The organism is Streptomyces sp. ICC4, assembly GCF_003287915.1.
In the GTDB taxonomy this organism is placed as follows: domain Bacteria; phylum Actinomycetota; class Actinomycetes; order Streptomycetales; family Streptomycetaceae; genus Streptomyces; species Streptomyces tritrimontium.
Genome location: NZ_CP030286.1, coordinates 7,580,541 through 7,601,891 on the forward strand (window position 1 = coordinate 7,580,541; position 21,351 = coordinate 7,601,891).

23 protein-coding genes, 1 pseudogene and 1 riboswitch are annotated in these 21,351 nt (G+C 72.8%); of the genes and pseudogenes, 9 read left to right on the forward strand and 15 right to left on the reverse strand.

Going from position 1 to position 21,351, the window contains the following annotated elements:
- Positions 1-47 precede the first annotated feature (47 nt).
- A complete protein-coding gene (locus DRB89_RS35585) occupies positions 48-878 on the forward strand; it encodes a TIGR02452 family protein (protein WP_112452235.1) in 831 nt (276 codons plus the stop codon).
- Positions 879-1,115: 237 nt separating this feature from the next.
- Positions 1,116-1,325 carry a hypothetical protein gene (locus tag DRB89_RS35590; protein WP_112452234.1) on the forward strand — a complete coding sequence of 70 codons (210 nt, stop codon included), beginning with the start codon at positions 1,116-1,118 and terminating at the stop codon, positions 1,323-1,325.
- A 68-nt stretch (positions 1,326-1,393) separates the two neighbouring features.
- On the opposite strand, the gene DRB89_RS35595 is transcribed toward DRB89_RS35590, so the two are convergent.
- Both DRB89_RS35595 and DRB89_RS35600 read right to left on the reverse strand, forming a co-directional pair.
- Positions 1,394-1,855: a type II toxin-antitoxin system PemK/MazF family toxin gene (locus tag DRB89_RS35595; protein ID WP_112452233.1), complete on the reverse strand. Its 462-nt coding sequence runs from the start codon at positions 1,853-1,855 to the stop codon at positions 1,394-1,396.
- Between the two features lie 65 nt (positions 1,856-1,920).
- Positions 1,921-4,272: pseudogene (locus tag DRB89_RS35600) on the reverse strand (GNAT family N-acetyltransferase); the annotation flags it as partial.
- Positions 4,273-4,457: 185 nt separating this feature from the next.
- Between DRB89_RS35600 and DRB89_RS35605 the strand changes: the two are divergent.
- Positions 4,458-4,739 (forward strand): HPr family phosphocarrier protein, encoded by a 282-nt coding sequence (locus tag DRB89_RS35605; protein ID WP_112452259.1) that lies wholly within the window; start codon positions 4,458-4,460, stop codon positions 4,737-4,739.
- Between the two features lie 219 nt (positions 4,740-4,958).
- Here DRB89_RS35605 and DRB89_RS35610 read toward each other — a convergent pair whose 3' ends face one another.
- The 7 genes from DRB89_RS35610 to DRB89_RS35645 all read right to left on the reverse strand — a co-directional run bounded on the left by DRB89_RS35610 (position 4,959) and on the right by DRB89_RS35645 (position 12,328).
- The gene (locus DRB89_RS35610; protein WP_112452260.1) at positions 4,959-5,624 is read right to left on the reverse strand and encodes a GntR family transcriptional regulator; all 666 of its coding nucleotides are present in this window, start codon (positions 5,622-5,624) and stop codon (positions 4,959-4,961) included.
- Between the two features lie 167 nt (positions 5,625-5,791).
- Entirely contained in the window at positions 5,792-6,583 is a 792-nt protein-coding gene (locus tag DRB89_RS35615; RefSeq protein WP_112452261.1) for a M23 family metallopeptidase, read from the reverse strand.
- A gap of 12 nt (positions 6,584-6,595) precedes the next feature.
- A riboswitch (cyclic di-AMP (ydaO/yuaA leader) is annotated at positions 6,596-6,755 on the reverse strand.
- Between the two features lie 184 nt (positions 6,756-6,939).
- Complete coding sequence (locus DRB89_RS35620) at positions 6,940-8,307, reverse strand: pitrilysin family protein (protein ID WP_112454176.1); 1,368 nt, start codon at positions 8,305-8,307, stop codon at positions 6,940-6,942.
- Positions 8,308-8,327: 20 nt separating this feature from the next.
- Positions 8,328-9,695 (reverse strand): pitrilysin family protein, encoded by a 1,368-nt coding sequence (locus DRB89_RS35625; RefSeq protein WP_112452262.1) that lies wholly within the window; start codon positions 9,693-9,695, stop codon positions 8,328-8,330.
- Between the two features lie 1,006 nt (positions 9,696-10,701).
- Positions 10,702-11,673 carry an NAD(P)-dependent alcohol dehydrogenase gene (locus DRB89_RS35635; protein ID WP_112452226.1) on the reverse strand — a complete coding sequence of 324 codons (972 nt, stop codon included), beginning with the start codon at positions 11,671-11,673 and terminating at the stop codon, positions 10,702-10,704.
- On the reverse strand, positions 11,670-11,903 hold the full coding sequence (locus DRB89_RS35640; protein WP_112452227.1) for a helix-turn-helix transcriptional regulator: 234 nt from the start codon (positions 11,901-11,903) through the stop codon (positions 11,670-11,672). The genes DRB89_RS35635 and DRB89_RS35640 overlap by 4 nt, the downstream gene beginning before the upstream one ends.
- Positions 11,897-12,328 (reverse strand): hypothetical protein, encoded by a 432-nt coding sequence (locus DRB89_RS35645; protein ID WP_112454165.1) that lies wholly within the window; start codon positions 12,326-12,328, stop codon positions 11,897-11,899. The genes DRB89_RS35640 and DRB89_RS35645 overlap by 7 nt, the downstream gene beginning before the upstream one ends.
- A gap of 151 nt (positions 12,329-12,479) precedes the next feature.
- On the opposite strand from DRB89_RS35645, the gene DRB89_RS35650 reads away from it, so the two are divergent.
- The 5 genes from DRB89_RS35650 to DRB89_RS35670 all read left to right on the forward strand — a co-directional run bounded on the left by DRB89_RS35650 (position 12,480) and on the right by DRB89_RS35670 (position 17,459).
- A complete protein-coding gene (locus DRB89_RS35650) occupies positions 12,480-13,610 on the forward strand; it encodes a polyprenyl synthetase family protein (RefSeq protein ID WP_112452228.1) in 1,131 nt (376 codons plus the stop codon).
- A 127-nt stretch (positions 13,611-13,737) separates the two neighbouring features.
- Positions 13,738-14,379: a hypothetical protein gene (locus DRB89_RS35655; RefSeq protein ID WP_112452229.1), complete on the forward strand. Its 642-nt coding sequence runs from the start codon at positions 13,738-13,740 to the stop codon at positions 14,377-14,379.
- A 165-nt stretch (positions 14,380-14,544) separates the two neighbouring features.
- Complete coding sequence (locus DRB89_RS35660) at positions 14,545-14,808, forward strand: ferredoxin (protein WP_112454167.1); 264 nt, start codon at positions 14,545-14,547, stop codon at positions 14,806-14,808.
- Entirely contained in the window at positions 14,801-16,192 is a 1,392-nt protein-coding gene (locus DRB89_RS35665) for an FAD-dependent oxidoreductase (RefSeq protein ID WP_112452230.1), read from the forward strand. Before DRB89_RS35660 ends, DRB89_RS35665 begins: the two co-directional genes overlap by 8 nt.
- 25 nt (positions 16,193-16,217) lie before the next feature.
- Positions 16,218-17,459, forward strand: coding sequence for a cytochrome P450 (locus DRB89_RS35670; protein ID WP_112452231.1), 1,242 nt, complete (start codon positions 16,218-16,220; stop codon positions 17,457-17,459).
- Positions 17,460-17,504: 45 nt separating this feature from the next.
- Here the strand turns inward: DRB89_RS35670 and DRB89_RS35675 are convergent, their stop codons facing one another.
- Positions 17,505-17,756, reverse strand: a complete 252-nt coding sequence (locus DRB89_RS35675) for an EF-hand domain-containing protein (RefSeq protein WP_112452232.1) — start codon at positions 17,754-17,756, stop codon at positions 17,505-17,507.
- Positions 17,757-17,776: 20 nt separating this feature from the next.
- On the opposite strand from DRB89_RS35675, the gene DRB89_RS43370 reads away from it, so the two are divergent.
- On the forward strand, positions 17,777-17,920 hold the full coding sequence (locus DRB89_RS43370; protein WP_162688856.1) for a hypothetical protein: 144 nt from the start codon (positions 17,777-17,779) through the stop codon (positions 17,918-17,920).
- Between the two features lie 75 nt (positions 17,921-17,995).
- On the opposite strand, the gene DRB89_RS35680 is transcribed toward DRB89_RS43370, so the two are convergent.
- The 5 genes from DRB89_RS35680 to DRB89_RS35700 are packed head-to-tail and all read right to left on the reverse strand — an operon-like array spanning position 17,996 to position 21,351.
- The gene (locus tag DRB89_RS35680; RefSeq protein ID WP_112463586.1) at positions 17,996-18,406 is read right to left on the reverse strand and encodes a hypothetical protein; all 411 of its coding nucleotides are present in this window, start codon (positions 18,404-18,406) and stop codon (positions 17,996-17,998) included.
- 28 nt (positions 18,407-18,434) lie between these two features.
- Positions 18,435-19,193: a hypothetical protein gene (locus DRB89_RS35685; RefSeq protein WP_112449958.1), complete on the reverse strand. Its 759-nt coding sequence runs from the start codon at positions 19,191-19,193 to the stop codon at positions 18,435-18,437.
- Between the two features lie 30 nt (positions 19,194-19,223).
- A complete protein-coding gene (locus DRB89_RS35690) occupies positions 19,224-19,865 on the reverse strand; it encodes a hypothetical protein (protein WP_112449959.1) in 642 nt (213 codons plus the stop codon).
- The gene (locus DRB89_RS35695; protein WP_112449960.1) at positions 19,862-20,614 is read right to left on the reverse strand and encodes a hypothetical protein; all 753 of its coding nucleotides are present in this window, start codon (positions 20,612-20,614) and stop codon (positions 19,862-19,864) included. Before DRB89_RS35695 ends, DRB89_RS35690 begins: the two co-directional genes overlap by 4 nt.
- Before the next feature lie 26 nt (positions 20,615-20,640).
- Positions 20,641-21,351 (reverse strand): hypothetical protein, encoded by a 711-nt coding sequence (locus tag DRB89_RS35700; protein ID WP_112449961.1) that lies wholly within the window; start codon positions 21,349-21,351, stop codon positions 20,641-20,643.

Genomic DNA, 21,351 nt, shown 5'->3' on the forward strand with positions numbered 1-21,351 from the left:
CACAAACTCCCTTGCCGCCGCCCACCCGGAACGCCGAGGATCACGGCATGAGCAGCAGGCTGCGCGAGATCGCGCGGGAGAACGCGGAAATCGTGGCGTCCGGCGGGTACCGGGCGCGGTCGGGGCGGCAGGTGGTGCTCGCCGCCGCCGTGGCGGAGGCCAAGGCAGGAACCACGATATATGGACCAAACATGGTCATTACAGATGAAAAGGTTCCATCGGGGACCGGCAGGACCGTCGTGGAGGTCACGGGCGAGAGCAGCACGGAGGCGGCCCGCAGGCTCGCGGCGGACCTCCCTGGGGCCTCCCCGGTCGCCGTCCTGAACTTCGCCTCGGCCCGCAATCCCGGGGGCGGGTACGTCCGCGGGGCCAAGGCGCAGGAGGAGGCGCTCTGCCGGGCCTCGGCCCTCTACGAGACCCTCCTGGAGGCCCCGGAGTACTACGAGGTCCACCGCGCCGAGGTCAGCACCTTCTACACCGACCGGGTGATTCACTCGCCCGGGGTCCCCGTCTTCCGCGACGACCGCGGCGACCTGACGGACACCCCCTTCCGCGCGGGCTTCCTCACCTCCCCGGCCCCGAACGCGGGCACGATCCGCCGCCAGGAGCCGCACCGGGTGCCCGAGATCCCCGCCGCCCTCGCGCGGCGGGCGGAGCTGGTGCTGCGGGTGGCCGCGCTGCACGGATACCAGGGGCTGGTACTGGGCGCGTGGGGGTGTGGGGTCTTCCAGAACGACCCGGCGCAGGTGGCCGAGGCCTTCCGGGGGCTGCTGGCCAGCCGGTTCGCGGGCGTGTTCGAACGCGTGGTGTTCGGAGTCCTCGACCGCAGGCCGGACACGCGGGAAACGTTCGAACGGGTCCTGGCGGACCTCATGTGAGATGGGAGCGCGGGGCGCGCAGGGGGCGCATAGGAGGGCGCAGGTCGCTCGCGACCTGCCTCGCAGCGCCCCCGCTCCCGCCCCCCGCATCCGTGTAACGCCCGCGCCGAGCCCTGGGGTGCGCCCCGGACCAACTCGACACTGGCCTTGACCGGACCTGACCACCGGTGGCGTCAGCCGGTGGCATCAAGGAGAAGCCGAGGGGAAGCGGCCGGGGGCGAGTTCAGGTACACCAACGTGAACGAGGACGATTTCGCCCTGGAGAACCCCGTGAAGGGTGAGTGCTTCCTGCTGCGGAGCGGCGCGAGGTCGGCGGAGAACGCCACCAACGCGCGGGCCTCCCTCTTCGCGGAACGCGACTGCGAGGGGCCGTCCATGCTGGTCACGCGGCCCGGCCGGTCGGCACGCTTCGGGACGGCCGTCCCGCGCAGCGTGCGCTTCGACTGAAGGCCGACGGCCCGGGCGCGGCCTTGGGGCCGCGCCTCGGCCCGGGGGCCGCGCCTCGGCCCGGGCGGCTACCGCCAGCCGTAGCGCTCGCGCAGCCGGTCCACGACCAGCTGGAACCGCCCCCGGTCCAGCGCGCACGCCTCGCGCCGCATGCCGGCCTCGTGCACGCGCAGCACCCGGTCCACATCCACCCAGGACTCCCGGCCGGCACTGTCCCAGGGCCCGGTGCCGATGGGGACCCACTCCCGGTCGTGGTCGTGCTGCTTGCTGGACAGCTGCACGGCCAGGAGCGTGCCGCCCGACTCGCGCGCCACGACCAGCACGGGGCGGTCCTTGCCCCGGCCGTCGTTCTCCTCGTAGGGGACCCAGGTCCAGACGATCTCACCGGGATCGGGATCCCCGTCGCGATCGGGGGCGTACGAGGTCTGCACCGGTCCGATGGCATTGGGGTCAGCCTCGGCGGTCGCGGTGCCCCCGTCCCGCCCGGGCTGCTCGACGTGACCGTTGCTGTGGTGTGAAAGTGCCGTCATTCGGGCGAGGTTACCGCTTGCAGGGGTCGGGGGTTGGCGAGGCGCACGCGGTTGGGGTCGGGCAGGACGCGGATCGCGTACCGGGCGAGGAGCTCGCGGGCGTCGGGCTCGGTGAGGGTCAGCACCTCGTGGTCGGCTACGCCGGCGAGCAGGCGGGACAGCTGTGCGGCAGCCCCGCTCTCGTCGATGTCCTCGTACTCGGGCACCTGGCCGACCACGGCGTTGGCCCGCCGCCACTGCCCGTACCGCACGGCTTCGGCGACGGCCTTGACGGCCCGCTCGGCGGCCGGGTAGGCGGGGATCCCGGAGGCGGCACCCGGGGCGTCGGGCGCGGCTCCGCCGGGCGCGGCTCCGCCGGGCGCGGCTCCGCCGTCCGGACCGCCCGAGCCGGGCTCCGGCCGGAGCGGCGCCCGGCCGCTCGCGGACGCCAGGGCCGCCAGGGCCGTCGCGGCCGTGGGCACCGTCGCGGGCTCCGCGGCCTCCGGGGGCGTCCCGGCAGTCCCAGCGGTCCCGGCGGTCCCAGTGGTCCCGGCCGCCCGATGCGTGCCGGCCGCCCCCTGCGTCGCGGCCGCCGGGGCCGTCGCGGCCGAGAGCGCCTCGGCCAGGGCGCCCAGCTCGACGTGGACCACGGCCACCGGCTTGCCGGGGTGCCGCGCCACCGCCTCCCGCAGCGCGTCCGCGAGATCGTCCGCCAGCGCCTGCTCGCTCACCCACGGGATCGCCGTGACGATCACCGCGTCGCAGTCCGGCGAGGCCAGCGCCGCGCTGACGGCCGCGCGGAAGTCCTCGGGCGAGGCCGCCGTCGTCAGGTCCAGCGGCGCGAGCGGCCGCAGCCCCTCCGTCAGGCAGGCGTCGTAGGTGAGCACCCCGAGCGACTCGGAGTTGCCGAGGATCGCCACCCGGGGGCCGGCCGGCACCGGCTGCGAGGCCAGCAGCAGGCCGACGTCCACCAGCTCCGTCACGGTGTCGACCCTGATCACGCCCGCCTGCCGCAGCAGCGCGGAGACCGTCGCGTCGGGCAGCCGGGTACCGGGGACCAGATGGCCGGCGGGGCTGTGGCGGCCGCCCCTGGCGACGACCACCGGCTTGACGGCGGCCGTGCGCCGGGCGATCCGGGTGAACTTCCTCGGGTTGCCCAGGGTCTCCAGGTACATCAGGGCGACATCGGTCGCGTCGTCGTCGTACCAGTACTGGAGGATGTCGTTGCCCGAGACGTCCGCCCGGTTGCCGGCCGAGACGAAGGAGGACAGCCCCTCCCCGCGCCGCAGCAGTCCGGAGAGCAGCGCGATGCCGATCGCCCCGGACTGGGTGAACAGGCCGACCCGTCCGCGCGCGGGCGCGGGAGCCGGTGCGAGCGAGGCGTTCAGCTCCACCTCCGGCGCGGTGTTGATCACCCCGAAGGCGTTCGGCCCGATCAGGCGCATCCCGTACGAGCGCACCTGCCGCACCAGTTCGCGCTGGCGGGCCAGGCCCTCGGCCCCGCTCTCCCCGTATCCGGCGGACAGCACCACCAGGCCCTGCACCCCGTGTTCGCCGCAGGCGGCCACCGCCTCCGGGACGCGGTCCGCCGGGACCGCGACCACCGCGAGGTCGACCGGGGCGCCGATGTCGCCGACCGAGCGGTAGGCCCGTACGCCGTCCAGCAGGTCCCCCTCGATGCCGGGGGCGCGGGCCTCGTTGACGGCGTAGAGGTGTCCGTGGAAGCCGCTGTCCCGCAGGTTGCGCAGGGCGGCCGCGCCCACTCCCCCGCCGGAGCGGCTGACTCCGATCACCGCCACCGATCCCGGGGCGAGCAGCCGCTGCACGGAGCGGGCCTCGGCGCGCTGTTCGCGGGCGCGCTGGACGGCGAGGGACTCGGCGGTGGGCTCGAGGTCGAGGGTGAGGTGGACCGAGCCGTCCTCGAAGCTGCGCTTCTGCTGGTAGCCGACGTCCGTGAACACCTTGATCATCTTGGTGTTGGCGGGCAGCACTTCGGCGATGAAGCGGCGGATCCCGCGCTCGCGGGCCACAGCGCCGATGTGTTCGAGCAGGGCGGAGGCGACCCCGCGCCCCTGGTGGGCGTCCTGGACGAGGAAGGCGACCTCGGCCTCGTCGGAGGGACCGGTGGCCGGGCGGCCGTCGGAGCCGATCCGGTCGAAGCGGACGGTGGCGATGAACTCCCCGCCGATCGTCGCGGCGAGGCCGACCCGGTCCACGTAGTCGTGGTGCGTGAAGCGGTGCACGTCGCGGTCGGAGAGCCGGGGGTAGGGGGCGAAGAAGCGGTAGTACTTCGACTCGTCCGAGACCTGCTCGTAGAAGCTGACCAGCCGGCCCGCGTCGTCGGTGGTGATGGGCCGGATCCGGGCGGTTCCGCCGTCGCGCAGGACGACGTCCGCCTCCCAGTGGTCCGGGTACGAGGGGTCCGACTCCGTGGTCATGGGGCCACCTTAAGGCGCGAACGGTTCAAGTGGCCCGGGCGCGGCGCATCGGGCAAGCTGGCGCGAATCAGTGCAAGCTGGGATAGGTCGAACGGCGGGCGGATTCGGGCCGAAGGTCGGTCCGACCATTCCGGACGTCGTGAGAGACTGGTCTAGACAACCGTAAGAACCTGAAGGGCATCACCATGGCAGAGCGCCGCGTCAACGTCGGCTGGGCCGAGGGCCTGCACGCTCGTCCCGCCTCGATCTTCGTCCGTGCGACGACCGCTTCCGGCGTCCCGGTGACCATCGCGAAGGCCGGCGGCGAACCCGTCAACGCCGCCTCCATGCTGGCGGTCCTGGGCCTCGGCGCCCAGGGCGGCGAGGAGATCGTCCTCTCGTCCGACGCCGAGGGCTCCGAGGCCGCGCTGGACCGCCTCGCGAAGCTGGTCGCCGAGGGTCTCGAGCAGCTCCCCGAGACCGTCTGACCCCTTCGGGTTCGACCCGCAGGACCTCGCACCGCGAAGCCGTTGCCCCCGACCCCGGTCGGGAGCAGCGGCTTCGGCGTTTTTCGCCCGGCGGACTTCGATTCCGGCGGTCGGCCCGCGGAAATGAATTCCCTGGAACACCGCGCCATTGCGCACGGAATTCCCGGCGCCGAATCGGGCGATGCCGCCAGGATATCCAACCTTTGTATACGGCGAATGTTAAAGCGAGCCGCTCGCCGTGTTTACGGCAGGTTGCAAAGTCCTCACGCGTATGCGGTGCGCCCCGGCCGCCCGGTCCGCGTGGAGCGCGGTCAGCGCCCGGGCCCGCTCGGCGTCGCCCCGGGCCACCGCGTCCACGATCGCGCCGTGCTCCGCCCAGGACTCCACGGGCCGCGCCGGGGCCTCCACCACGTACATCCAGGCCACCTTGTGGCGCATCTGGGTGAGCAGCGAGATCAGCCCGGGGCTGCCGGACGCCTGGGCGAGCGTCTCGTGGAACCAACCCCCCAGCGAGCGCAGATCCTCCCCCTGGCCCCTCCTGGCCCGCTCCTGGCCCAGTCTGACCAGGCCGCGCAGCACCTTGAGGTGGGCCTCGCTGCGCCGCCGGGCCGCCCGGGCGGCGGCGAGGGGTTCCAGCAGCATCCGCAGCTCCAGGAGGTCGGCGGCCTCCTGCTCGGTCGGCTCGGCCACGCAGGCGCCGGCGTGCCTGCGGGTGGTCACGAACCCCTCGGACTCCAGCGTGCGCAGCGCCTCGCGCACCGGGACGCGCGAGACTCCGTACCGGCGGGCCAGCACCTCCTCGGTCAGCCGGCCCCCGGGGCCGAACACCCCGGAGACGATGTCGTCGCGGATTGCTGTGCATACCGTGTGCGCGGGAATTCGCAAGACCGGACCTCCGCCTATTTCGTATGACTGTGCGCGCTGCGACTCTATTGCAACACACGATAATTTCCGAGGGCGGCCGGTAATGCGAAACATTCACACAACGCGAAGGCCCCGGCTCGGGAGAGCCGGGGCCTTCGCGGAAGAAGTGCGGTGCGGGGCGGTGTCCGTCAGACGGTGACGCCGTGGGAGCGCAGGTAGGTGATCGGGTCGATGTCCGAGCCGTAGTCGGCACCGGTGCGGGCCTCGAAGTGCAGGTGCGCGCCGCTGGAGTTGCCGCTGTTGCCCGACAGGCCGATCTGCTGGCCCGGGGCGACCTGCTGGCCCACGGAGACGCTGAGCTTCAGCATGTGGCCGTACTGGGTGTAGGTGCCGTCCGCGTGCTTGATGACGACGTTGTTGCCGTACGCGCCGCCCCAGCCCGCCTCGACCACGGTGCCCAGGCCCACGGCGTGGACCGCGGTGCCGGAGTCGGCGTGGAAGTCGATGCCGGTGTGGCTGCCGGAGGACCACATGCCGCCGCTCGCGTGCCACTGGGTGCTGACGTAGGAGCCGTCGATCGGGGAGACGAAGGTGTTGAGGCGCTTGCGCTCCTCCTCGCGGGCGGCGCGCTCCGCGGCCTCGCGCTCGGCCTTGGCCTGGGCTTCGGCCTTCGCCTTGGCCTCGGCGGCCCGCTGCTTCGCGTCGGCTTCCGCCTTCGCCTTGGCGGCGGCGGCTTCCGCGGCGCGCTGCTGGGAGTCGGCCTGGGCCTGGATCTCGCCCGCGAGCTCGTCGGCCACGACGATGGTGTTCAGGCCGGTGTCCTCGAGCGAGGGGGCCTTGTCCGCGGCGAACGCGGGACCGGCCAGGGAGCCGACGACGCCGGTGGCGGCGAGGGCGGCTATGCCGGCGTAGCCGGCGGTCTTGCGGCTCATACGACTGGAACCACGGTGCTTGCCGGCGGCACGACTGCCATACGCCATGAAGGGGCTGATCCTTTCCTTCCCTCTCGCCTACCGGGTTAGCTGACGGGTTCGGAGCAGGAAGGTCTCCTACGGGCCTCCTCTTGCGAGGGGGTCCGATTCACCCCAGGGACACATGTGGGTCCCCGGCTCCCCAGGCTCGCGCCTGACGGGGACTCGGCGATCGCTGTCCGGTGCCGCGGACGCGGCGGGTACAACTGACGGACAGCACGGACGACGCTAGGCGGATCATCAGTCAATCGCCAAACAGACGCGCCTTTTTGTTGCGTACGCCACACCACATACAAGCAACCACGCGACTAAACAGGCAAAAGGGACTCCGGCGGACAAGCCGCCGGAGTCCCCTGGATCGCCCGTCAGTTGGAAACGACCGTCACCTCACCGATCCCCAGGGCCCGTACGGGCTCCTCGATCTGCGAGGCGTCGCCCACCAGGACCGTGACCAGCCGGTTCACCGGGAAGGCGCTGACGACCGCCGAAGTGGCCTCCACCGTCCCGGTCTCGGCGAGCCGCGCGTACAACTGCGCCTGGTAGTCGTCCGGGAGCTCCTGCTCGACCTGGTCGGCGAGCGTGCCCGCGACAGAGGCGGCCGTCTCGAACTTCAGCGGGGCCACGCCCACCAAGTTCTGCACCGCCACATCCCGTTCGGCGTCGGTCAGACCGCCCTCCGCGAGGGTCCGCAGCACCTTCCACAGGTCGTCCAGCGCCGGGCCGGTGTTCGGGGTGTCCACCGAGCCGCTGATGGCGAGCATCGAGGCGCCCTTGCCGTCGGCGGTGGAGCGCAGCACCTGTCCGAAGGCGCGCACGCCGTAGGTGTACCCCTTCTCCTCGCGCAGCACCTTGTCCAGGCGGGAGGTCAGGGTGCCGCCCAGGCAGTACGTGCCGAGCACCTGGGGCGCCCAGACCCGGTCGTGGCGGTCCGGACCGATGCGCCCGATCAGCAGCTGCGTCTGGACGGCGCCGGGCCGGTCCACGATGACCACGCGGCCGGTGTCGTCGGCGGTGATCGGCGGGACCGGGCGCGGCTCGGCGGTGTCGCCGGTCCAGTTGCCCAGGGTGTCGGCCAGGACGGCGTCCAGGTCGATGCCGGTCAGGTCGCCGACGACCACCGCGGTGGCGGTCGCGGGGCGCACGTGGGCCTCGAAGAAGGCGCGTACGGCCGCGGAGTCGATGCGGGCGACCGTCTCCTCGGTGCCCTGGCGCGGGCGGGACATCCGCAGCGAGGCCGGGAACAGCTCCTTCGAGAGCTGCTTGGCGGCACGGCGCTGCGGGTTGGCGCTCTCGTGCGGGATCTCGTCGAGCCGGTTGCGCACCAGGCGGTCGACCTCGTCGTCCGCGAAGGCGGGCGCGCGCAGCGCTTCGGCGAGCAGGCCCAGCGCCTTGTGCAGCCGGGAGGCCGGGACCTCCAGGGAGACCCGCAGGCCCGGGTGGTCGGCGTGCGCGTCGAGGGTGGCTCCGCAGCGCTCCAGCTCGGCCGCGAACTCCTCGGCGGAGTGCTTGTCGGTGCCTTCGGACAGGGCGCGGGTCATGATGGTGGCCACGCCGTCGAGGCCCTCGGGCTCCGCGTCCAGCGGGGCGGCGAGGTTGATCTCGACCGCCACCACCTGCTGGCCGGGGCGGTGGCAGCGCAGCAGGGTCAGGCCGTTGGCCAGTACCCCGCGCTCGGGGGCCGGGAAGGCCCACGGCTGCGGCTCGCCGGCCTCGGGGCGCGGGTGGAAGGTCATCGTGACGGCTGCGGTGTCGCTCACTGCTCCGCCCCCTCGTTCTCGTCGCTCGCGTGGGTTTCTTCCGTGTCGTCGGCTGCGTTGGCTTCGAGCGGCTCGTACACGAGCACCGCGCGGTTGTCCGGGCGCAGTCGGGCCGCGGCCACGGCCTGCACCTCCTCGGCGGTGACGTCGAGGACGCGCTGGACGGCGGTCAGCGCCAGCTGCGGGTCGCCGAACAGCACCGCGAAGCGGCACAGTTCGTCGGCGCGGCCGGACACCGTGCTCAGCCGGTCCAGCCATTCGCGCTCCAGCTGGGCCTGGGCGCGCTCCATCTCCTCGGCCGTCGGGCCCTCGGCGGCGAACCGCGCGAGCTCCTCGTCGACGGCGGCCTCGATGGCGGGCACCTCGACCCCGCTGGAGGTCTTGACGTCCAGCCAGCCCAGCGACGGCGCGCCGGCCAGCCGCAGCATGCCGAAGCCGGCCGCGACGGCGGTCTGGTCGCGGCGTACCAGGCGGTTGTGCAGGCGGGAGGACTCCCCGCTGCCCAGCACGGTCAGCGCCACGTCGGCGGCGTCGCATTCGCGGGTGCCGTCGTGCGGGAGCCGGTAGGCCGCCATCAGCGCGCGGGCCGGAACCTCCTCGACGATCTCCTCGCGCAGCTGCTCGCCCATGGTCTCGGGGAGCGAGCCGTCGCGCGGCGGCTGCTTGCCGTCGTGGCCGGGGATGGTGCCGAAGTACTTCTCGACCCAGGCGAGCGTCTTCTCGGGGTCGATGTCGCCGACGACCGACAGCACCGCGTTGTTGGGCGCGTAGTACGTACGGAAGAAGGCGCGCGCGTCCTCCAGGGACGCGGCGTCCAGGTCGGCCATGGAGCCGATCGGGGTGTGGTGGTACGGGTGGCCGTCCGGGTACGCGAGGGCGGTCAGCTTCTCGAAGGCCGTACCGTACGGGACGTTGTCGTAGCGCTGGCGGCGCTCGTTCTTGACGACGTCGCGCTGGTTCTCCATGGACTCGTCGTCCAGGGCGGCCAACAGCGAGCCCATCCGGTCCGCCTCCAGCCACAGCGCGAGCTCCAGCTGGTGGGTCGGCATCGTCTCGAAGTAGTTGGTGCGCTCGAAGCTGGTGGTGCCGTTGAGGGAGCCGCCGGCCCCCTGGACCAGCTCGAAGTGCCCGTTGCCGGAGACGTTCTGCGAGCCCTGGAACATCAGGTGCTCGAAGAGGTGAGCCAGGCCGGTGCGTCCCTTGACTTCGTGGCGCGAGCCGACGTCGTACCAGAGGCAGACCGCGGCGACCGGGGTCAGGTGGTCCTCGGACAGCACCACGCGCAGGCCGTTGGCCAGCCGGTGCTCGGTCGCTGTGAGGCCGCCGGAGCCGGCCTGGGCTGTGGCCGTGTGACCCATGGGCATGTGGTCCCTTCGATCGCGATGCAGAGATTCCTGTCAGACCTGCCACTGTATGCAAGCGTGTCGGGAGCTGGAGAAGTTCCCGGCCCACTCCTGGGTCGGAGTCGGCGTTGTCGGTGCCTCGGGCCACAATGGTCCGCGTCACCCCACTGTCCGAAACCTGCCGCCTATACACAGCTGACGCTGCCCGCGAGCTCCTCCGAGGCGTTCCTCGTGGCCGAAGGACGCCTCAGCACGCCTCCGCCAGCCGCCCCAGGCGTTCCCGCACCTCCCGCACCTCCCGCGCCCGGCCCGAGTCCCCGGCCCGCTCGAACGTCGGGAGCGCGCTCTCCCAGGGCGACGGGTGGCGGCGCGGGGTCGAGCGGGACCCGGCGCGCGGCCGGCGCGAGCCGCACGGTGGCCGCGTCGGTCCCGCGCAGGCACCACTCGACGAGGCGGGCGACCGCCCGCGCACGCTCGTCCGGCGTGTCCGCCTCCTCCGCGAGCTCCGGGCGAGCGCCCGGACCAGGCAGTGGAACTGGTAGCGGCCCGGCTCCGGGGACTCCAGCAGGTGGGCGTCGACGAGCGCCTCCAACCGGGCGGGCGACGTGGTTGTGGAGCGAGGCGTGCGCCGTGGCCGGAACCGACTCGCCCCACATCGCCGCCTTCACCGTGTCCCAGGACACCAAGGCGTTGGCCCGTAACAGGAGCACGGCCGGCAGGGTGCGCGACTTCGGTGCGTCGACCGGCCGGGCCGCACCCACCCCTCGCGTCCTCCACGGTGACGATCCCTCTCGTGCCCCGCCACCAGCCCCCCACGGGAGGTCATCCGATGCGCATCGTAGGCACGGGACCACGGATTCGCCGGTCCGTTTCGAGGGGTGGGCGCGGCGCGGCAGCCGACCTGGGTCCCTGCCGTCAACGCCTAGTGCTGTGACCGGGAAGGTTTGCCGGGTCGCGGTGTCCGGTGCGGTGCATCTCCCCCGGCTACCGCTGGGAGGGGCCCCCGGGCGGAGGACCACGGCTAGCACTAGGGGATGATCAGCATCTTTCCGCGCGCCTCGCCCCGGTGGAGCCGTTCGACGGCCTCGGGGGCCTGCGCGAGCGGGAAGGTGCGCTGGACGGCCGGGGACAGCGTGCCGTCCTCGACGTGCCGCCGCAGGACCTCGAGGTCGCTCTGGCGTTCGGCGGCGAAGATGCCGCCCAGCGTGTGGCGCACGAAGGGGTTGAGCAGCGCGGCCCGCAGCACCCGGTCGATGCCGCCGAGCCAGCGGCCGCCGCCCTCGCCGCCGACGATGACGAGCCTTCCGCGCGGCATCAGGGCGCGCCTGAGGTGGGACAGGCCGCGGTTGCCGGCGGTGTCGAGGATGAGGTCGTATTGGCGCACTCCGTCGGCGAAATCCTCGCGCGTGTAGTCGATGGCCTCGTCCGCGCCGAGCGAGCGCACCAGCTCCGTCTTCGCGGTGCTGCACACCCCCGTGACGTGCGCGCCGTACGCCTTGGCGAGTTGCACCGCGAAGGTGCCGACCCCGCCCGCGGCGCCGATGACCAGGACCCGCTGCCCGGGCCGCACGCGGCCCACGTCGCGCAGGGCCTGGAGGGCGGTCAGGCCGGAGAGGGGGAGCGCGGCCGCCTCCTCCAGGGGGAGCCCGGCGGGCTTGTGCGCGAGCTTGTCCTGCCGGGCGCACACGTACTCCGCGAAGGAGCCCTCGCAGATGCCGAACACCTCGTCCCCCGGCTTGAATGCGCTCACTCCCCCGCCGACCGCTTCGACCCGGCCGGAGACCTCCCGGCCGCGTACGGCGACCTTGGGCGCGCGCAGTCCGTACCCCATGAGCCTGAGCAGGTAGGGCCGGCCGCTCATCAGGTGCCAGACCCCGGCGTCCACTCCGGCGGCCCGGACGGCTATGAGCACCTCCCCGGGGCCCGGCTTCGGCGTCTCGACGTCCCTCAGCTCCAGTACGTCGCTGGATCCGTATGTGTCCTGCACGATCGCCTTCACGGCGCCGTCCCTTCCTCGTCGGTGTACTGGAATACCTGCTCGAGCGGCACGGCGAAGACGCGGGCGATCCTGAACGCCGTCTCGAGCGAGGGCGAGTAGCGGCCCTTCTCGATGGCGATGACGGTCTGGCGGGTCACGCCGATGCGCTCCGCCAGCTCCGCCTGGGTCATCTCCGCGCGCTCGAAGCGCAAGATCCTGATCCGGTTCGTGATGCCGGTCGGCTTCACCACGACTGGAACCCCCAGCGGTAGGCGGCGAGCTTCACGACGGAGCCGAGCACCGCCGAGAGGACGAAGCCCAGGTAGATCACGTTGGAGATCCAGAAGCGGTCCGCCCCCGCCATCGACAGGATCAGCGCGGCCACGGCGCCGATGACGAGGAAGGACTGCCCGGCGTGCTCGCCGAGGCGGCCGATCTCCTTGTCCCGCTGGTCCTTGACGTCGGCTTCGCCGGGCGAGGCGGCGGCGACCGCCACGTGCAGGAGGATCGAGGCCGCGATGGCTCCGCCGACCGTCCAGAGCAGCGGCGCGATGTACGGGACCTCCGTGAGGGGGACGCCGTCACCGGCCCGGCCCAGCACGAGGGCCAGGTAGACCGCGTACCCGGCGACCGCGACCACCCCCATGACCCACGCGCGCTTCTCTTCGAAAGCCACAGCCACTCCCATGTAAAACAACTTTGACATGACGAATGTAAAAGGATCCATACCCCGTGTCAATGATTTCTTACATCGTGCCGCGTCGGCCGGTCCCGTCACGCGGTACGGGCCGGGATCCGCGGGCGGGCGGGGGCCGATACTGATCTTCATGAACGACACGGCCACGGCCACCGCCCTCGCCCACGCCCTGGAACGGATATCCGGACACGTCAGCCGGTTCGACGCCCGCTTCGAGCAGTACTTCGACACCCTCGGGGAGCGCATCGACCTCCCGCTGCCCAGCCGCTTCGCCCCGCGCTGCCTGGAGCTGCTGCGCGAGCTGTCGACGCGCGGCGGGAAGCGCCTGCGGGTGGTCGTGCTGCACGAGGCGGCCCGGCTGGTGACCACCGACGAACCGCCGGGCCTGGCGGAGGCGGCCCTGAGCCTCGAGCTGCTGCAGACGCACGGGCTCGTCCACGACGACATCATCGACGACGCCCCGCTGCGGCGCGGCGGGGCCTCGACGTACTACGCCTACCGCCGGGAGCTGCCCGGCGACCTCCCCGCCGCCCTCGGCCTCGCCGTGCTCGCGGGCGACCTCGCCGCGTTCCTGTCGATGCAGGTACTGCTGGAGGCCGACGTTCCGGCGGAGCTGCGCCACGCCTTGCTGGCCGTCCAGACCCGGACGGCGGCCGAGACCGTGCTCGGGCAGATCGCGGACCTGGAGCGGGACACCCTCGCGGATCCCGGTGAGGAGTTCCTGCACGCCGTAACCGACTTCAAGAGCGCGCGGTACTCCGTCCTGGCCCCGTTGACCATGGGGCTGCTGGCCGCGGGCGAGGACCCCGCGCCGCACCGCGACCGGCTGCACCGGTACGCCCGCCTGGTGGGGATCGGCGAGCAGATGCGCGACGACTACCTGGACCTGTTCCACAAGGCCGACCGGGTCGGCAAGTCGACCGGGGCCGACATCCGCGCCGGACGGCGCACGTACGCCGTGGGCGCGGTCCTGGCCTGCGCGGGCGGGACCGACGCGGCCCTGGTGGAAGCGGCCCTCGGCGACCCCGCCTGCCCGGACGCCACCATCGCCCGGATCCAGCGGATCGCCCGCGACGGCGGAGCGGACCGGCTGCTGCGCGCCGAGATCCGGCGGTACGCGGAGGCCGCCTCCGCCGAGGCCGCGTCCTGGGCCCCGTACTGGCGGGCGGAGGCGGTGGGCCTCTTCCGGAGCCTGCCCCTGTGGCACATCGACCAGCTGGACGGCACGGACGGCACGGACGGGACCGACGGCACGGCCTGAGCCCTCACCGGCCGTGCCGGACCGCCGGACCGCCGGACCGTGCCGGACCGCACCGGGCCGGGGACCCGCGTCACCCGAGCGCGCGGCCCCGCTGGCACACCGGCCCCCGCCCCGGCTTGCTGGTCGCATGACACGAAGCACACCGGGGACCCCCTCGGAGAAGAGCCTCTCCACCCCCCGGGCGGCCGGGCTCGCGGGCATCGTCTTCGCCGTCCTGCTGGCGGCGGCGATCGTGCTCTCCCGGATCGCCCTGCCGGAGGGCGGCGGCGCCGACCGGGTCGAGGTCACCTCGGGCCAGCGGGACGCGGTGACCACGGCCCTCGAACTCGTCCCGTTCGCCGGGATCGCCTTCCTCTGGTTCATGGGCGCGCTGCGCGAACACGCCGGCGACGCCGAGGACCGGTTCGTCTCGACCGTCTTCCTGGGCAGCGGCCTGGTCTTCGTCGCCTGCCTGTTCGGCGCCGCCGGGGCCGCCGGAACGGTCCTGGCCTCCGACCAGCCGCAGGAGTTCGGCCGCCACTTCGCGTACACGCTGCTCACCACGTACGCGATGCGGATGGCCGCCGTCTTCATCTTCGCGACCTCGACGATCGGCCGGCGGCTCGGGGTCTTCCCGCGCCCCCTGGCCCTGGCCGGGTACCTGGCGGGCCTCGTGCTGCTCCTGGCCGGCTCCTCGCTGCCGTGGTCCGAGCTGGTCTTCCCGGCCTGGTCCGCGCTGGTGAGCCTGTACATCCTGCGGTCGGGCCGGGCCGGCCCCCGTACCTCCTGACGCCCGCCGCCGCCGCCCGCCGCCGCCCGCGGCAGACGCGGGCGCGCGCCGGTCCGCACCCGGGCGTCGGCGTCACTCCAACGGCGGCGCCGGAGGGGCCCCGCCCGGCCCGGCGGCACACGCTGGTCCGGGTAGCCGAGGGGGGCACCGAAAGGACACACCTTGCTGAGGCTCGTCGTCGATCTCAACCGGTGCCAGGGATACGCGCAGTGCGCGTTCCTCGCCCCCGACGTCTTCGCGATGCACGGGGACGAGGGACTGCTCTACGATCCGCAGGCCGAGGAGGCCCAGCGCGAGCGGGTGGCCCAGGCCGTCGCCGCCTGCCCCGTACAGGCGATCCTCGTGGACGAGCTGGACCTGGCCGCCACCCCGGCCGGGGCAGCCGCCACGGCCGGGGCCGGGGACGCCAAGGGGGCCTCCGATGGCTGACACCGCCCTGGAGCAGCTCAAGCGCTCCGGCAAGATCGTGGTCGTCGGTGCCTCGCTGGCCGGACTGCGCGCCGCGGAGACCATGCGGGAGAAGGGCTTCGCCGGTTCCCTGACCCTGATCGGCGACGAACCGTACGAACCGTACGACCGCCCGCCGCTGTCCAAGCAGGTCCTGCTCGGCAAGGGCGACGCGGAGCACACCGCGCTGCCCCGACGCCGCGCCATCGACGCCGAATGGCGTCTGGGCGTGGCGGCGAGCGGGCTCGACATGGCGGCCCGCAAGGTCCTCCTCGCCGATGGCGAGGAGGTGCCCTACGACCGCCTGCTGATCGCCACCGGTGTGCGGGCCCGGGCCTGGCCCAACGAGGCCGAGCGCGAGCTCGACGGGGTCTTCACGCTGCGCACCCGCGAGGACGGCGCCGCGCTGGCCCGGAGCCTGAACGCCGGACCGCGCCGGGTCCTGGTCATCGGCGCCGGATTCACCGGCTCCGAGATCGCCTCCGCCTGCCGCGAACGCGGGCTGGAGGTGACCGTCGCCGAGCGCGGTGACGCCCCGCTGGTGGGCGCCCTGGGCGGGGTCATCGGCGCCGTCGCCGCCGAACTCCACCGGGAGAACGGCGTCGACCTGCGGACCGGGATCATGGTCACCGGCCTGGAGGGCGACGCCACGGGACGGGTCCGCGCCGCGCACCTGTCCGACGGCACCACGCTGGAGTGCGACGTGGTCGTCGCCTCGCTCGGAGCCCAGCGCAACACCGAGTGGCTGACGGGCTCCGGCCTCGGGGCGGGCCCGCGCGGCATCGCCTGCGACGCCGGCTGCCGGGCCTTCGACATCCGCGGCATCGTCACCGACGACGTCTACGTGGCGGGCGACGTGGCCCGTTCCCCGCACGCACTGTTCGGCTACCAGTTCCTGTCGCTGGAGCACTGGGGCAACGCCGTGGCGCAGGCCGACACCGCCGCGCACAACATGCTCAGCGAGAGCACCGACCGCCGGCCGCACCTGTGGGTGCCGGCGTTCTGGTCCTCCCAGTTCGGGGTGAACATCAAGTCCGTCGGCGTGCCCTCCATGGGCACGGAGATCATGATCACCCAGGGTTCGCGGGCCGAGCGCCGCTTCACCGGGGTCTACGGCTACCAGGGCCGGGTCATCGGCGCGGTCACCTTCGACAACTCGCGGTGGCTGCAGTTCTACGAGCAGCAGATCGAGGCCACCGCGCCCTTCCCTCCCCCGTTCACCACGGTCGACCGGCGCTCCGACGGGCAGCGGCCGATCCCCGCGGACTTCCCCGACCCGTCCGTCCCCACGCACGGGCCGACCATCACCCTCAGCGGGTACTCGCCGGCCGACCGCCGGATCACCTTCACCCCCGCCGGGCACTGACCCGCACGCCCCCGGAGGACCCGCAATGAGCCACGGCATCCTGAGCCAGATCCTGGACTACGCCAACCGCGCGAACCCGTACCCGCTGTACGAGGAACTGCGCAAGACGCCCGTCTTCCACGACGGGACCGGGCCGTACGTCATCAGCACCTACTACGACATCCAGAGCCTGCTGCACGACCCGCGGCTGAGCTCCGACTCCCGCAACCTGGCCGCGACGGCCGGGGACCCGCTGGCCGAGGACGGCGGGGAGGAGGCGACGGCGCTGCCGCCGAGCTTCCTGAAGCTGGACCCCCCGGAGCACGACCGGCTGCGCCGGATGACCAACCGGCCCTTCGGCCCGCCGCACTCCCCGCGCCGCGTCGACGGGATGCGGGACGGGCTGCGGGACATCGTCACCGGGCTCATCGACAACCTCGGCGACACCGAGGGGATCGACCTGGTCGACCAGTTCGCCTACCCGTTCCCGGTGACGATGATCTGCCAGCTGCTGGGCGTTCCGCGCGAGGACGAGGCCCGCTTCCACGTCTGGGCCGACACGCTGGCGGCCAGCCTGGACCCCGATCCGGACTCCGATCCCGCCGAACGGCAGCGCAGCACCCACGACTCCCGGATGGAGCTGGGCATGTACCTGGCCGGGCTGATCGAGGAGCGGCGCAAGAAGCCGGGCGACGACATGCTCTCCCAGCTGGCCGTGGGGCACGGGCCGGACGACTCCATGTCCACGATGGAGCTGCTCAGCACGGCGGCCCTGCTGCTGATCGCCGGCCACGAGACCACGGTCAACCTGATCACCAACGGGATGCTGACGCTGCTGCGCAACCCGGACGTGCTGGCGCAGTTGCGGCAGGACTCCCGGCTGGCCGTGCCCCTGGTGGAGGAGCTGCTGCGGTTCGAGCCGCCGGTGCAGCTGCTGCCGCAGCGCACCCCGCTCGTGGACATCGAGGTCCGCGGGACCACCATCCCCAAGGGGTCCTCGATGTGGCTGATCCTGGCCTCGGGCAATCGGGACCCCGGCCGCTTCAAGGACCCGGACCGCTTCGACCCGCACCGCAAGGACATCCAGCACCTGGGCCTGGGCAGCGGCATCCACAGCTGCTTCGGCGCTCCGCTGGCCAGGCTGGAGGCACAGCTCGCGCTGAGCGAGCTGGCCCGGCGGCTGGAGAACCCGCGCCTCCTGGAGGATCCGCCGCCCTACCGGCAGAACGCGGTCCTGCGCGGGCCCCGGCACCTGCGGATCGCCTGCGACGGGATCCGCCCCGCCTGACCGGACCGGACCTGCCGGGACCGGACCCGCCCGGGGCGAGGCCGGCTACCAGCCGAACCGGCGGTCGGCCTCGCGCTCGAACTCCTCGAAGGTGAGCACGTCGTCGCCGTCCCGGTTGGCCTGGTCGAAGAGGGCCGAGGAGGCGTCGACGTCGCCCACGCCCCAGAACGGCAGGACGCCTTCGGCGGCGAGGGTGGGGCCCTTGGTCCGCAGCGCCGAGATCACCTCGACACGGGTCAGGACGCCGTCGCTGTTCAGGTCGAGTGCGTCGAAGAGCCTGCGGGCCTTCTCGCTCATGACGTGGTCCTTTCCTCGGGATGCTGACCACCGCGCGGGCCGCCGGCTCGCTGGCCGCGGCCTTCGTGACCGCCGGCCGCAGCGGCAGGCCCTCGCACCGGCTCGTCCTCGGCGCGGCCCTCGCCTTCGCCGCCGTGGAGACGGGAAGAGTCAGATGGGTATAGGGGGCAGGTGCTCCGTGTGGTGCGGCAGGCACCCCGGCCCGGATGAGGCGGGCCGGGGCGGCGTGAGGGAAGTGGTCAGCGAGACCGCGAAGGGGATCCGGGCGATGCCGGCGGAGTCGCAGCGGGAGCCTGGCCGCCCGTGGCCTTGGCCTGCTGGGCGCGGTGCGCGGCCATTGTCTGTGCCCAGGCGGTCACGTCGTACAGGCCCGGGTCGATGTTGACGTCGTAGTTGGCGATGAGCAGCGGGAGCGCCGCACGGGTGACGAGCTGCTTCTGGGCCTTCTCGCTCAGGCCGTCGGGGGTTTCGTGCCAGACGTAGACGGGGCCTGTGGTCTCATCGGTGCGGCGCTCCAGGCCGGCACTGTCGAGGATGGCAAGGAGTTCTTCCGGTGCGTTGCTGCGGCTGACGATGTGGATGCTGCCGGGAGTGCGGGCCTGTCGGTAGATCTCGACGTCTTTGCCGGTTTCGTCGGCCAGATTTCCCACGGGGGATCTCCTCGCGGTGGTGGGTGGATCAGCGGGTCGCAGATGCGACCGCCGGGCAGGGCGGGCGAGCGGGCAGCGCGGTGGGCGCGGAAGCCAGCCGGGCCGGGCGCATGGTGACGCCGACGCCGATACGGGCCAGTCGCTGGGAGACGGCCTGGACGCGGGCGATCTGCTCGCGGTCGCCGTACGACGCCGGAAGGAGGAACTGCCGGTGGTAGGGGTGGTACTGGAATCCGGCGCCGTACAGGACCACGGTTGCCTCACGCACTCCGGTGACGGCGCCGACGGCCCCGTCCGGGTGCCAGACCATGCTCACCGCCCCGGTGATCAGGGCAGGTTCGGGCCGGCGGGGTGCGGGATGGGCGGTGTTGTGCCGGACCTGGCGCAGCGCATCCTCGTAGCGGGGCAGCAGCCTGCGGGTGACCTGGGCGGCGGCGCGGGCGGGGTCGGAGGGGACGGTGATGCCGTTGGGTTCGGCGACCTGGTGGAAGGCGTCGTGATGGGCGTCCGGTTCCAGTGCGCCGATCATGAACTGGTGCCGGTACCGGGGGCGATCGAAGAGCAGCAGGCGTGCTCCGTCGGCTCGGGCGAGCACGGCCTGGTGGCCGAGGACGAAGTTGGAGGTGGCGTAGCCGACGGCTCCCATGTCCCACACCGTCGAGGTGGTGGCGATCTGGTCGTGGTAGGCGGCGTGGCGGGTGTAAGTGCTGGTCCAGGTCTCGGGCAGGCGGGCGGCGAGGCCTTCTGCGAAGGCCGCGAGATCGGTTCGATGGTGTCGTGGAGGCATGGACCGTTTCGGAGGCGGAGTGCGGCGGGTTCAGCGTCCCCGGGTGGGCGGCGACGCCGCTGGACCTGGAGGTGCAGGCGGTTGCGGGGAGACCGGCTTGGCGGCGGCGGCCTGATTGCGGATGTGCCGGATCTCGCCGCCGTGTCGCGAGAGCCCGCTGGTGGTGTCCATCAGCCGCATCGCGAGGTCCTCCTTGGACAGTGCGCCCTCAGTGCGCTGGCTCCAGGTGGCCCAGGTCGTGATCAGGGTCTGCACCAGGTGGGACAGCAGGCCCTCGGTGGGTGCGGCCACTTCGGCGAGGATCTCGGCGACCTGCTTGTCGTCGGTGGCCCTGCTGGCCCGCTCGGCGAGCTGGTCCAGGTAGCGGTGGGCCGCTGCCCGGTCGCCGTCAGGGGTGGCGAGCGTGTTCAGGGAGGGATCCAGGAAGACGCTGAACCCTGAGAGCAGGAGAGCCTGGGCCGCGGCGGTCGCGTAGTGGCGCTGCTGTTCGACGGGCAGGTCGTGCGGCTGGCGCAGGTAGTGGACGCCGCCGTCGCGGAAGCGTCCGACGGTCTCCAGGATGCCCGCGGCTTCTGGTGTGCATCTGCTGGTCACCACCAGCTGGGTGCGTGGGTCGCGGGTGATCGTGACGTAATCGAGGATGAGGAAGTCGGGCTCTGCGCCGTCCTTCACCGGGATCGCACGGTGTTCGCCGTGGCCGGGCGCGGTGCGGGCAGCGGCGTCGTTGCCGGAGTGCCCCGGTGGGGCGCGCTGCGCAGGGTCACACCGATGTTCAGGGCGCCGAGCGCGGCGCCGGCCGCCCGTACGCACTGTGCCTGGTGAGCCGTGTCGTCGCCGGAGGCGACGTACGCCTGCTGGCCGGGGTCGTGGACGAACCCGTGGGCTGTCAGGACGCCGGCCACGTCCGCCCGGTCGGTGGTGGCGGTGAGGTCGCCGGATTCCGTCCAGCTCATCACCAGGGTGTCGGGCTGGGAGTGGGCGCGGTTCAGGCGCAGGGCGTTGTCCTGGACCTGGGCCAGCGCGGCCTCGTATCGGGGCAGGAGGTTGGTGACGATGGCGTCGGTGGCCTGCTCGGGGTCGGCGGGTATCGCGATGCCGTCCGGCTCCCGCACCCCGCGGAATGCTTCCGCGGGGGTGTCGACGGGTGCCATGGCGGCTATGAGGAACTCGTCCTCGTAGCGGGGATGGTCAAGGAGGAAGAGCCGCCGGCCATCGTCGCGGGTCAGGATGACGTCGTGCTTCACCGGGTGCTGGGCGAGAGCTTCGGCGACGTGGTTCAGGTCCCAGACGTCGGCGGTGGCGCTGTGGCGCTCGTCGTGGGCGGTGTGCTGGCGCAGCTCATGGGTCCAGGTGCCGGGCAGGTTCTGGGTGAGGATGGCGGCGAAGGAGCCGAGCTCGTCGGGGTCGCGGTCGTAGGGCATGGTTCCTCGGGCGGGTCTCGGGGCGGTCAGCGGCGGCGGCCGGCCGGGGCGGGCAGAGCAGCAGCCGGTGTGACGGGCGTGGTGGGGATGCGGGCGGGCACGGGGCAGGGGCACGAGGCCGACTTCTCCCGTTCGTCGCTGGCGACTTCCTGGGGGCACGGCGCGCGGTGGGGGTGTACGGCCTGCCGGTCGGCGAGCCCGTTGCGGACGTGCCGCAGGTCAGAGGTGATGACGCGGAGCCGTTCGTCGACCAGGTAGTGCAGCCGCGCGGCGGTGTGCGGGTCGATGGGCTCCCCGAGGTCCTGCAGGAAGTCGGCCGTGGCGGCGAGGACTTCGGCGAGGGCCGGGAGGACACCGTCGTGGGTGGCGGTCAGCTCCGTCAGGGCGTCGCTGACTTCCTCGGTGGTCTCCGCTTCCCGGATCCGGGTCGCGAGGTGTGCGACCTGGGCGCCGAGAGAGAGGTAGTGCGGTTCGTGTTGCTCGGTGGCAAAGGCGGGGTCCGCGGTCAGGTCGTAGCCGACGGCTTGGAGGCGGGCTACGGCGCGGGTGGCCAGGCGGATCTCCTCTTCCTGGTCAAGGCCGGTAGGAAGACGGTGGTACGTCTCGTGGCGGCGGACGACTGGGACGAATCCGGTGCGTTCCAGGAGGCTGTGGGCTTCCGGGTCGCCCCCACGGGCGAGGACTTCCCCGGAGCCCGGATCGCGTCGGACGGTCAGTACACGGTGGGCGAGGGCCAA